General features: G+C 73.7%; 11 protein-coding genes. 9 read left to right on the top strand and 2 right to left on the bottom strand.

What is annotated here, in order from left to right:
• Nucleotides 1-144 precede the first annotated feature (144 nt).
• Genes ABZZ17_RS31665 through ABZZ17_RS31655 form a run of 3 tightly spaced genes read left to right on the top strand, consistent with a single transcriptional unit; the run spans nt 145 to nt 3,503 of the window.
• The gene (locus tag ABZZ17_RS31665) at nt 145-1,758 is read left to right on the top strand and encodes a carboxylesterase family protein (protein WP_356881193.1); all 1,614 of its coding nucleotides are present in this window, start codon (nt 145-147) and stop codon (nt 1,756-1,758) included.
• A gap of 24 nt (nt 1,759-1,782) precedes the next feature.
• On the top strand, nt 1,783-2,904 hold the full coding sequence (locus tag ABZZ17_RS31660) for a saccharopine dehydrogenase (protein ID WP_356881191.1): 1,122 nt from the start codon (nt 1,783-1,785) through the stop codon (nt 2,902-2,904).
• The gene (locus ABZZ17_RS31655) at nt 2,901-3,503 is read left to right on the top strand and encodes a TetR family transcriptional regulator (protein WP_356881190.1); all 603 of its coding nucleotides are present in this window, start codon (nt 2,901-2,903) and stop codon (nt 3,501-3,503) included. Before ABZZ17_RS31660 ends, ABZZ17_RS31655 begins: the two co-directional genes overlap by 4 nt.
• Nucleotides 3,504-3,584: 81 nt before the next feature.
• Here ABZZ17_RS31655 and ABZZ17_RS31650 read toward each other — a convergent pair whose 3' ends face one another.
• Complete coding sequence (locus ABZZ17_RS31650) at nt 3,585-4,094, bottom strand: 2'-5' RNA ligase family protein (protein WP_356881188.1); 510 nt, start codon at nt 4,092-4,094, stop codon at nt 3,585-3,587.
• Nucleotides 4,095-4,106: 12 nt separating this feature from the next.
• On the bottom strand, nt 4,107-5,924 hold the full coding sequence (locus ABZZ17_RS31645; protein WP_356881186.1) for a hypothetical protein: 1,818 nt from the start codon (nt 5,922-5,924) through the stop codon (nt 4,107-4,109).
• 571 nt (nt 5,925-6,495) lie between these two features.
• Here ABZZ17_RS31645 and ABZZ17_RS31640 point away from each other — a divergent pair.
• The 6 genes from ABZZ17_RS31640 to ABZZ17_RS31615 all read left to right on the top strand — a co-directional run bounded on the left by ABZZ17_RS31640 (nt 6,496) and on the right by ABZZ17_RS31615 (nt 11,730).
• Nucleotides 6,496-7,662, top strand: coding sequence for an ATP-binding protein (locus ABZZ17_RS31640; protein ID WP_356881184.1), 1,167 nt, complete (start codon nt 6,496-6,498; stop codon nt 7,660-7,662).
• Entirely contained in the window at nt 7,659-8,060 is a 402-nt protein-coding gene (locus ABZZ17_RS31635; protein ID WP_356881182.1) for a roadblock/LC7 domain-containing protein, read from the top strand. Before ABZZ17_RS31640 ends, ABZZ17_RS31635 begins: the two co-directional genes overlap by 4 nt.
• Nucleotides 8,057-8,431, top strand: coding sequence for a DUF742 domain-containing protein (locus ABZZ17_RS31630; RefSeq protein WP_356881180.1), 375 nt, complete (start codon nt 8,057-8,059; stop codon nt 8,429-8,431). Before ABZZ17_RS31635 ends, ABZZ17_RS31630 begins: the two co-directional genes overlap by 4 nt.
• On the top strand, nt 8,406-8,999 hold the full coding sequence (locus tag ABZZ17_RS31625) for an ATP/GTP-binding protein (RefSeq protein WP_356881178.1): 594 nt from the start codon (nt 8,406-8,408) through the stop codon (nt 8,997-8,999). The genes ABZZ17_RS31630 and ABZZ17_RS31625 overlap by 26 nt, the downstream gene beginning before the upstream one ends.
• A gap of 8 nt (nt 9,000-9,007) precedes the next feature.
• Nucleotides 9,008-10,369 carry a cytochrome P450 gene (locus ABZZ17_RS31620; protein WP_356881176.1) on the top strand — a complete coding sequence of 454 codons (1,362 nt, stop codon included), beginning with the start codon at nt 9,008-9,010 and terminating at the stop codon, nt 10,367-10,369.
• A gap of 290 nt (nt 10,370-10,659) precedes the next feature.
• A complete protein-coding gene (locus ABZZ17_RS31615; protein WP_356881174.1) occupies nt 10,660-11,730 on the top strand; it encodes a tryptophan dimethylallyltransferase family protein in 1,071 nt (356 codons plus the stop codon).

The following is an 11,730-nucleotide window of genomic DNA, read 5'->3' as shown; positions in this document are numbered from 1 at the left end:
CCGTCAACCCCCACTGCAACCCCGCACGGGCGGCCGGGGCCGTGGCGTCCGTCCTGCTCGCCGGGCTCCGCCCGTACCCCCCCCGCCGGCGGGGGGGGGGCGCGCCCCGCCCCGGCCGCTTCGCCCTTCCTGGAGGACGGACGCATGAAGTGGACCTGGCAGCGGCTGCTCCGGCCGGCTGCGGCACGACCCCTGTTCGGTACGGCCCTCGCGCTGGCGGCGCTGCTCGTCCCGGCGGCCCCGGCCACCGCCTTGCCGGGCGGGCCCTCCCGCCCGGTGGTGGCCGTCGCGCAGGGCGGCCTGCGCGGGCAGGAGCGGGAAGGGGCGCAGGAGTTCCTCGGCGTCCCGTACGCCGCTCCCCCGGTCGGGGCGGCGCGGCTGCGGGCGCCGCAGCCGCCGGCCCGGTGGAAGGGGGTGCGGGAGGCGGTCCGGCAGGCCCCCGCCTGCCTGCAGTTCTCGCCGTTCGGGCTGCGGGACCCCGCGGCCGTCAGCGAGGACTGCCTGTACCTGGACGTGTACCGGCCCCGTGGCGCCCGTCCCGGAGCGCGGCTTCCGGTGGTGGTCTGGATGCACGGGGGCGCGTACAGCCAGGGCACGGGAACCCAGTTCGGCGGCCGGACGATGGCCGAGCTCACGCAGAGCGTCGTGGTCAGCGTCAACTACCGGCTGGGACAGCTCGGTTATCTGGGCCTGCCCGAGCTGGCCGCCGAGAACGGGCGCCGTTCCGGTTCCTTCGGGCTGATGGACCAGATCGCGGCGCTGCGCTGGACGCGGGAGAACATCGGCGCGTTCGGCGGGAATCCTGGGAGCGTCACCGTCTCCGGGCAGTCGGCGGGCAGCGGTTCCGTCTGCGCCCTGCTGGCGGCGCCGTCGGCCGCGGGACTGTTCCACCGGGCCGTGTTGCAGAGCGGGCCGTGCACGCTGCTGGGTACGCCGGACACCGCGCGGGCGGAGGCGGAGGCGCGGACCTTCGCCGCGCGGGCGGGCTGCGCCGGTCCGGCCGGGGTCCCCGCGTGCCTGCGCTCCGCCGCGGGTCCGGCTCTGGTCGAGGCGGCGCGTACGGTGCCCACGTCGGGCCCGGCCTCCGGTGACGGGCTGCTGCCGGTCGCGCCGGCCCGGGCCATCGGGAGCGGGACCTGGAACAAGGTGCCGGTGCTGATCGGGAGCACCCGTTCGGAGGCCCGGTTCTTCGTCGCGCTGACGCAGCCGTACCTGACGGCGGAGCAGTACGCGGCGCAGGTGCTCGCCCGGTACGGGGCGGCGGGGCCGGAGGTCCTGGCCCGCTATCCGGTGTCGGAGCACGGCTCGCCCTACCTGGCGCTGTCGGCGGTGATGACCGACTCCACGTTCGCCTGCCACACGGCGTGGACGGCTCGGCTGTTCGCGGGTCAGGTGCCGACGTACGCGTACGAGTTCGACGACCCGGACTCGCCCACGCTCGCGGGGGCGCGGGTACCGGGGCTGGACCAGTCGAACGCGCACAGCGCGGAGCTCGCCTACCTGCACGACTTCACCATGGGGGAACGGCCGCTGACACCGGTTCAGGTCGCCCTCGCGACCGCGATGAAGCGCTACTGGGGGGCCTTCGCCCGCTTCGGCAGCCCGGTCGTACCGGGTCAGGCGGCGTGGCCGCCGACGGCGGGGGCGGGTGCCGTGAGCGTCCTGACCCTCACCCCGGGGGCGACGCGTACGGGTACGTCGTTCGAGACGGACCACCAGTGCGCCTTCTGGCGGGCCCAGCCGGAATCGCATTTCTAGGTCATCTGACCTAGAGTGTGGCTCATGATCACCGAACCGATCGACGAGCTGCGCCCGGACCCTTCCGGCCCCGTCCTGGTCACCGGCGGCTACGGCACCGTGGGCGCCGAGATCGCCCGCATCCTGGCCGTGGACACCCCGACCCTGCTCACCGGCCGCAACCCCGACCGCGGCAGGGCACTGGCCGCCGAGGTCGGGGGCGAGGTGCGCGCCTGGGACCTGGCGGACCCCGCTCCCTTCCGGGCGGCCGTCCGGGCCGTCATCGGCTCGGTCAACGACCCCGACGACCGGGTGCTGCACGCCGCCGCGGCCGGTGGCGTGCCCTACGTCGACATCACCCGGTGGACGGGCCGGATGCAGCGGGCCGTCACCGTCGCCGCGCTGCTGCGGCCGGCCGCGCCGGTGCTGCTGTCCTCCGCCTGGATGGGCGGGGTCAGCAGCCTGGTGGCCGCCGCGCTGGCCGGGGACCTGGGCGGCGCCGAACGGGTCGAGATCGCGGTGCGCTGGGACATGGCCGACCGGGCCGGGGCGGATTCCGTCGAGTTCATGGACCGGCTGGGCGTGGCGTTCGAGGTGGTGGACGGCGGGAGGCGCCGGCTCGCCTCCCCGATGACGGAGTCCCGTACGGTCCGCATCGGCGGAGCGCCCGTACGCGTCGCGCGCATCGACACCCCGGAGCAGTTCACCCTGCCGCTGACCCTCGGCACCACCACCGCGGCCACCCGCATCGGGTTCAGCTCCCCGGCCGCGACCAGGGCGCTCCTCGCGCTGCGGGGTACGGGATTCTTCCGCTGGGCCGGCGGGGAGCGCTGGGCGCCGGCGCGCCGGGCCCTGCTGCACTCGCCGGGCGACGGCGGAACGGCCCGGCTGCGCGTCGACGTCACCCACCGCGGGCGCACGCGCACCGCGACCGTCACCGACCCGCTCGGGCAGCACCACCTGACGGCCGTCGGAGCCGTGCTGGGCCTGCGCCGCGTCCTGGGCACCGACGGTTCCCCCGCTCCCCGGGGCGTGGTCTTCCCCGAGCAGCATCCGGATCCGGCCCGCGCGGTCGAGCTGCTCGCCGCGCACGGTGTCGGCCTCGCCTTCGACGCGGAGGGCGACGCCTTCGGCCCGGACCGCGGCCGGGCCGGGGCCGCCGCATGAGCGCCGCGGCGGGGCCGACGCCCAAGGGCCGGGAGCGGCGTACGGCCCTCCTCGACGCGGCCGAGCGCGTCCTCACCTCTTCCGGAGGGGCCGAACTCACCCTGCGGGCCGTCGCCGAGGAGGCCGGTGTCCGGCTGGGTCACCTCCAGTACTACTTCCCGGCCCGTTCCGCCCTCCTGTCGGCGCTCCTCGACCGGGTCCTCGCCTCCTCCCTGGAACGGGTCACGGGCCTCGCCCTCGCGAGCGCGGACGGCGCCGGCCACGGGGCCCTCCTCGACGGCGTCCTGTCCGACCACGACGATCCGCGCCTGGTACGGCTGTTCACCCAGGTGTGGGCGCTGGCCGCGCACGACGAGGAGGCGGCCGCGGCGGTCCGTGCGTTCTACGGCCAGTACGCCGCGCACGTGGCGGCGTTCGTCCGGGAGCACGCGCCGGACCTGAGCGCGGCCGAGGCCCACGACCGGGCGGAGGTGTTCGTCATGCTGATGGAGGGGTCGTCCCTGTTCCGCTCCGGGATCACCGGCCGCCGTACGGCCGGGGCCGACGCCCGTCTGCGGGAGACCGCGCTCGCCCTGCTCCTGGGTGCCACCCGCCCCTGATCGGGAGCGGGCCGCGCGCCCGCCCCGTCGGTACCGCGCCCCGGCAGGCGGTCGACGCGTCCGGCGGACCGGCCGGGGCGGTCAGGAGAACGGCGCGGAGAGTCTGCGCCGCCAGCCCCGGTCGGTCAGGACGACGACGTGGGCCGCCTCCGCCCGGGCCCGGAGGGGAAGGAGGCGGCCGAGCCGGTCGCTCACCTGCCGGGCTTCCGCGTCGTCCCCGCCCAGTGCCACGGTGACGTGGGCCGACGGGGATTCCCCGAACCGGCCGCTGTAGGGGCGCAGGTGCGGCCAGGCGTCGTGGAACGTCCGGACGGCCGGGCCGAGTTCGGCGGCGTCGACCGCGACGAAACCCGGAGCCGTCACCGTCCGGCGCAGCACGACGTCCGTCGGCGGGAGCGCGCCGGCCAGCCGGAGGACCGCCCCGTCCGTGTCGTCGCCGAGTTCCGCGGCGGGCACGAACGGGTAGAGGAGGGTCACGTGAGCGGGCAGGCCCGGCCGGACCAGGGCCGGGTTCACCTGCCGGGCCGCTTCCAACAGCACGTTCGCGGTGGGGAGTTCGATCACGATGGCGGTCGTTCCGATGGCTGGCACGGCGCCATCATTTCATCCCTGGTCCGCGCGGCCCGGTCCGCGGTGCCGCCGGTCCGCGGTAGCGCCTGGCCGCATGGCCGCGGTGCCGCCCGTGAGCGTCGCCCCGATACGGGCGCGCAGTTCCTCGTCCTCCAGGATGGCCCGGTAGTCGCCGTACCGCGACACCCTGCGGTCCCCGGCGGTCAGCGCCTCCAGCGCCGCGCGGACCGGCGGGGCGAGGGGGCCGTGCCGGTCGAGCGCGGCCAGGGCGTGGGCGAACGTCCAGTCGAGCGGTTCCCCGCCCACGGCGAACGCCAGTACCGTCGCCTCCGCCCGCTCCCGCTCCATCGGCGGCGGGGCCCACTGCGGGTACGGGATCGTCTCCCCGGGGAGCAGTGGGTCCTCCCCCCACGCCAGGAGCACCTCCCGCAGGTCCGTGACCAGCCATCCGCCGCGCGCGATCTCGTCGCGCAGGGCCTCGCGCACCGCGGGCAGCAGCAGCGCGGCGTGTTCGCGCAGGGGCCGGAGCACGTCGGCGACGTCCGGCTGCCGCGGGTCGGCCGGGGCGTAGCCCCTGCCCGGCAGGTCGCGGTACGGGGCGACGAGCCGCTCGACGAGGTCCGGCAGGGCGCGAGGGTCCCCGATCCTGGTCAGCGCCCACCGGGCGTGGCCGCCGACGGTGCCGTCGAAGTACTCCGCCTCCCCGGGGTCGTCGAGGAGGCCGGCGAGCCGGTCGGCGTGCGGGGCCGCGCGGCGGCCGAGCACCGCCATCAGGTGCGCCGCCCTGTAGCGCACGCCGTCGTCCGGGTCGTCCAGCAGCGCGGCCGCCACCGGCAGCAGGGCGTCGGCGGCTGACGGCCGGTCCACCAGCAGCCGCCACCCGAGGTCCAGCGCGCACCGGCGCAGCCCCGCGTCGCCCGTCCGGTTCCCGGCCGCCGCGAGGTCGGTCACGAACCGGGCCCGTGCGGGCGTGTCGGGCTCCAGCAGGTGGTCCACCCGGGCTGCGACGTCGTCCCGGTGGTACGGGTACTCGCAGTCCCGGAGGTACCAGACCGCCTCGAAGGCCGGGGCGAGCGCGGGGTCGGTGAGGGCGTCGAGGAGGACGGGGTAGGCGCGCTGTGGCGACCGGGCGTCCAGGTGCGCCGTCGCGACGACGGCCGCGACCCGCATCACCCGGTCCTCGGCCCGGAAGACGCGGTCCAGCAGGGCCCGCACCTCGGTCACGACGGCGTGCGCGGGGTCCTCGGCGGCCGCGGCCTCACCCAGGCTCAGCAGTACGGCCACGCGGACGGCGGGGTCCGTCTCCTCGCGCCACCGGTCGAGGAGGAGACCGGTCCGGCCGGCGAACAGCTGGAGCGCGGACCGCCGGATCGCGGGATCCGCGTCCCGGAGCAGCCCGTGCAGGCGGGGCCCCTGCGTGCGCCAGGCGGCGCCCCAGCCCGGGTCCACCGACGCCGGGTCACCGGCCCCGGTGTCGGCGGCCCCGGCGTTCTCGGCGCTCCCGGCGTTCTCGGCGTTCTCGGCCAGGTACACGAGGAGGTCGACCAGGTCCGGGCGGGCGGCCCCGTCCGGGGCGAGGACGAGGTCCACGAGGAAGGGCAGCGCCGCCGTGGCCGCGCTGGTGATCTGCTTCCAGCCCAGGAGGAGGTCCTGCAGATCGACGCAGGCCCGCTCCACCGCCTTCGGCCGGGTGGCGGCGTCCTCCCGGCCGAGGCGGCGGAGCGCCTTCGGTACCTCGGTCGCCGGCCGGTCGGGCTGCACCGTCTCCAGTGCCTTCCAGTCCACTGCGTCCAGCCCGTCCAGCATGCCCACCGCCCGCCCCTCGGCGGGCACCTCCCGCCTGCGCGGCATCCTGTCACCGCGGGGGACGGCGGGCTCGGAATTTCCCGGCGGGCTCTCGCCTTCCGGGGGCGCCGCCCATCGGGGCGCGGCGGCGATCCGGTGACGGACGGCCCGCCTTTCGCTCGACGCTGCGCGAAGTCGCACCGCGTTCGTCCCACCATCCGGTCGGTACGCAGGGATACACGACGGCAATTCCCGGCCATCCACGAATGCCGACGAACTCGCACCGTGCGGATCGCCGGACCGCCACCGAGCACCGAAAGCCGTAGATGACCTTTATCGGACACCGCGCCGGGCCGGGCGGAACTTCGGTTGAGAGAAGTTCGTCCCGTACTGCATTGACATCCGGCGGAGCCTGCCGGATCGGGCCAATGGGCCTCAGCAAGCCCCATGGTGACGGTCGGTCACCTACTGACACCCAGTGATACGATCATCGCGCTTGCGGAGCGGCGGATGGGCGCAAAACGACATCTCCGACCACGGCGACCTTCCGGTCGGTGCCCCCGGTACGGACGGTCCGCCGGTCCACCCGCATTGACGGAATTCAGCAACTGGCCGTCAGTCGCCTGAAGAGAGTCTTATGACGTATTACATACAGAACCCAGTGCTCTGGGCCCTTCTCGCCGCCGTCGTCGGCGCGGTCGCCGTCATTGTTCGCCAACGCCGGGCGGCCCGGGACCTGCGGCACGAGATCGCCGAGATGAGAACGCACTACGCAGCATTGGAGAACAGCTTCTCGGCATCCGTCCAGGCCGAGAAGGAACAGGCCCAGGACGCGACCAAATCGGTCCTGAAGTCCGCGATGCGGACACTCCAGGGCCTGGCCGCCGAACAGCAGTCGGTCCTCTCCGGGCTGCAGAACAAGTACGGCGAGTCCCTCATTCTCCAGGACCTCCTGGAGATCGACCACACGAACTCTCAGTTCGGTCGGCGCGCGCAGTCCATCGCCGTGCTGTGCGACGGCTGGCTGGGCCGGCAGCGCGAGGTCGCCTCGGTTTATGACGTGGTCCGCAGTGCGCAGGGCAGGATCCGGCACTTCCGGCGGGTCGAAATCCTTTCGCAGGTCGACTTCGGCATCACGAACCGGGCCGTCGAACCCGTGGCACTGGCTCTCGCCGAGCTGCTCGACAACGCCACCAGCTATTCCAGCCCGGACACCGTGGTCGAAATCAACATACGGACCGTCCCCAAGGGAATCTGCATCGTCGTCGACGACGCCGGTGTCGGCATGAACGACGAGGAGAGGTCCCGGGCCACGAAGCTCCTGTCGACCGAGCGGGTCTCCGGGGTCTCCGGACTGGGCAGCCCCCCGCAGTTCGGCTTCGCGGTGATCGGCGTGCTCTCCGAGCGCTTCGGCTTCGAAGTGTCCGTGGACTCCAGCTCACCGTACGGAGGCGTCCGCGCGGTCCTCCTCCTGCCGCACGAGCTGCTCACCGGCATGCCGGAGCGCAGGTCGCCGGCCCCGCCGGTCTCCGGCTCCGCCACGCTCTCCGGCGGTCCCGAAGCGGCGGTGAGCACGTCCTCGACGGTCGACGGCCTGCCGCGGCGCAGCCGCAAGCGGCCGATGGCGATCGTGCCCGGAACCGCGTCGGGCACGCCGTCGGCGGGCCGTTCCGACGCGGAGGCCGCGGCGATCATGGGGGCCTTCCAGCGGGGCACGCTGTCCGGCAGGACGACGCCCGCGGATGCGGCGGGTCAATCGAGCAGCACACGTGATGCGAGCAGCGAAGGGCATGAGTTCTCGTGAACAACGATCTGTCATGGATGCTTGACAGCGCCTTGGAGATACCCGGGGCGCTGCACGCGGTCCTGGTCTCCGCCGACGGGCTGCTGATGGCCAGGACCAGGGACTTCGACAAGGACGGCGCGGACACGGTCGCCGCCGCGATGAGCGGCGTGCAGTCGCTCAGCCGCTCGCTCGGGTTCTTCATCGAGGCGGGCCACATGCGGTGGCGGCAGACGCTGGTCGAGTTCGACGGCGGCTGGGTCTTCCTGATCTCCGCCGGGGAGGGCGCGTACCTCGGCGTCTCGGCCTCGCCGGACGTGGACATGCAGGACATCACCTTCCGGATGCAGCAGCTCGTCGGCCAGCTCGGCAAGGCGCTGACGACACCGCCGCGCGAGAACCTCGGCGCCCGGTCATGACCGGGTTCGACGGACTGGAGCCCGAGGCGGATTTAGTACGTCCCTACGTCATCACCAAGGGACGCGGCCTGCCCGACGAGGCGAAGCTGTCCCTGATCACCCTGGTCACCGCGGCGGGCGACCAGCAGCAGCGCCCGACCCAGCTGTCCCCCGAGGAGCAGGGCCTGCTGGACCTGTGCACCGCCGGCTACCTCTCGGTCGCCGAGATCGCGGGGCACACACGGCTGCCCATGGGCGTGGTGAAGATCCTCCTCTCCGCCCTTACCGAGGGCGGCTACCTCATCACCCGACCTCCCGTGCAGCGCGCCCCGCTCACGGACCGGCACATCCTGGAGGAGGTGCTGAATGGGCTCCGCACCAAGTTTGGCTGAGCAGGCGTACGTTCGCGCCGGAGCGACGCAGACCGCCGTGAAGATCCTCGTGGTCGGTCACTTCGCCGTGGGCAAGACCACCTTCATCGGTGCGATATCGGAGATCCCCCCGCTGTCCACCGAGGAGACGATGACGCGCGCCGGCGAGTCGTTCGACGACCTCAAGGGGGTCCGGAGCAAGACCACCACCACGGTGGCCATGGACTTCGGCCGCCTGACCATCAGCGAACGCGTGGTGCTGTACCTGTTCGGGACACCCGGCCAGCAGCGCTTCGTGCAGATGTGGGAGGACATGGCGCGCGGCGCCCTCGGGGCCCTGGTCCTCGTGGATCCCGAACGGCTCGCGGACTCCTTCGCCGTCATCGACCTGATCGAGCACTACGGGCTCGACTACGCGATCGCCATCAACCGCTTCGACGGCACGCCGGGCCACGAGGAGCGGGCGCTGCGCGAGGCGCTGGACCTGCTCCCCGACACTCCGGTCGTCACCTGTGACGCGCGCGACGAGAAATCGTCCGCCGCCGCACTGATCACTCTCGTCCGCTACTTGCTGGACCGCGCTCACTAGGAGCAGGAATGAACGCTCGACCCACCCCCACCGCACCCGTGCCCCCGCCCGGGTGCCCCGCCCACATGACCGGCGGCCGGGTGCCGTTGCACGGACCGGGGTTCGCGGCCGACCCGCAGGCGTATTACGCCTACCTGCGGCACTACGGCCCGGCCGCGCCCGTGGAGCTCGCTCCGGGGGTGGAGGCCACCCTCGTCACCGACTACTCGGCGGCGCTGCAACTCCTCCAGGACTCCGGGTCCTTCCGCAAGGACGCGCGGCGCTGGCGGGACCTCGGCGAGGGCCGGGTGCCGGCGGACAGCCCGGTCACCCCGCTGCTCGCGTACCGCCCCAACTGCATGTTCACGGACGGCGCCGAGCACCTGCGGCTGCGCCAGGCCGTCACCGACAGCATGGCGCGGGTCGACCCGCGCACACTGAGCCGGAGCACCGGGAAGATCTCGGAGTACCTCATCTCCCAGTTCGGTGACCGCGGTTCGGCCGACCTGCTCGGCGACTACGCCAAGCAGCTGCCGCTGTTCGTGTTCAACGAACTCTTCGGCTGCCCCGCGGAGATCGGCGACCGGGTCCTGTTCGGCATATCCGGGATGTTCGACGGGGTCAACGCCGAGCGGGCCACCGAGGTGCTGTTCCAGGCCGTCGGCGAACTGGTCGCGCTCAAGCGGACCCGTCCCGGCGACGACGTCACGTCGTGGCTGATGGAGCATCAGGCCGCCCTCACCGATGAGGAGATGGTCCATCAGCTCGCCCTGCTGCTGGGCGCGGGCGCGGAGCCGCTGCGCAATCTCATCGGCAACCTCCTGCACCGGCTGCTCACCGACGACCGGTACGCCGACGGAGGCGGGCTGATCGACGAGGCCCTCGACGACACGCTGTGGGACAACCCGCCGATGTCGAACTACGCGCCGCACTACCCGGCGTCCGACATGGAGTTCGCCGGGGAGAAGCTGCGCGCGGGCGATCTGGTGCTGGTGAGTTTCGCGGCCGCCAACACCGGGCCGGCGCTGACGGCCGCACGCCAGGCCGGCAGCAACCGGGCCCACCTGTCGTGGAGCGCGGGACCGCACGCCTGCCCGTCGAAGGAGCCCGCCCGGCAGATCACCGTGACCGCCGTGGAGAACCTCCTCAACCAGCTCCCCGACATCGAACTCGCCGTGCCCGAGGACAGTCTCGTCTGGCGGCCCGGCCCCTTCAACCGGGGTCTCGTCACGCTGCCCACCCGGTTCACCCCCGTCAGGACGGCGGGCCGGGCGGCTCCGCACGAGCACCCGGGTACCCCCTCGGCCGAGTCGGCCGGGACGGCGGGCTCGGGCCGCGGACGGGAACGCGGCGGCATGTGGAGCCAGTTCCTGAACTGGCTGACCAAGTGATCCAGCCAAACTCCGAGTGACCGATCACCACCGCATGATGGTTCCGCTTCGCGGGTAGTCAGCAGCTTTGTTTCTGCTACGCGAGGTGAAGGAGTGCCGTGGATCACATGTCCGCCGCCGCCACTGTCATGCAACAGCGCACCGGGGTGGGCCCGTTCAGTGCACGCCCCGCCCGGCGGTCTCCGGCGCGGCCGCTCCCGTCCATGACGGGAGCGGCGGAGTCCACATCTCCGCTCTCGGTTCCGCATACGTCTGATGGAGAATCACTCGGCGGTCATGCGGCGAGACAGGTGCTGCGGTTGTGCGAGGCCGTGGGGCTGGGCGGGGCCGACTCCGCGGAGTACGCACGGACCCTGCTCGCCCTGCTGGGCTCCGCCGCCGGACGGCCCCTCGGCCTGCCGCCCGCCGACACCTTCCTCTCGGACGACCACACGCCGGTGGAGTACTCGCTCTCCTTCGCACCCGGCGCGGAGCCGGTCCTGCGCGTGCTGCTGGAGCCGGGGTACGGGGCCGGCAGCCTGGCGGAGAACGGCCGCGCCGGCCTGCGGGCCGTGCGCGGGGCGGCGCGGCGCTGGGGATTCGACACCATGCGGCTGGACGTCCTGGAGGACCTCTTCTTCCCCGCGGACCCCCAGGGCCCGCTGGCGCTGTGGTGCGCGCTGGAGTTGCTCCCCGGCGGCGTGCCCAAGGTCAAGGTGTACCTGAACCCCGCGGCATCGGGGCAGGAACGTTCCGCCGCGACGGTGCGCGAGGCGCTGCGCCGGCTGGGCCACCGGGAGGCGTTCGAGGCGCTCCCCCCGGGCGACCGCCACCTCTTCTTCGCCCTGGACCTGGGTGACTGGGACGAGCCGCGAGTGAAGGTCTACCTCGCGCACGACGGCCTCTCGGCCGCGGAGGCCCCCGGCCTGTCCCGCACGGGCGCCGCCCCCGAACGCCTGGAGATCGAGCGCTTCTTCCGCACCGCTTCCGGACGCGGAACCGGCGGCCCCGGCGGAGCGGACGAACTGCTCGACCGGCGCCCGGGCCTGACCTGCCACGCCTTCACCGACACGGAGACCGCCCTGCCCGGCGGGTTCACCCTGCACGTACCGGTCCGCGACTACGCCCGGCACGACGGGGAGGCCCTCGACCGGGCGGTGGCCGTGCTCGGCCACCACGGCATCGACGCGGCCCCCCTCGTCCGCTCGCTGGCGGCGGTGACCTCCCGGCGGCTGACGGACGGTGTCGGGCTGATCGCCTACCTGGGGCTGGCGCACCAGCAGGGCCGGCCGCCGCGGGTGAACGCGTACATCTCCTCGGAGGCGTACGCGGTCAGGCCGCCGGCCGGCCCGTCCTTGCGGCGGGCGCGAGCCGGCCACTGA

This window comes from Streptomyces sp. NPDC006512, assembly GCF_040611935.1.
Lineage (GTDB): Bacteria > Actinomycetota > Actinomycetes > Streptomycetales > Streptomycetaceae > Streptomyces.
Note: the sequence above shows the minus strand (reverse complement) of the source record. Positions and strands in the feature narration are given on the sequence as shown.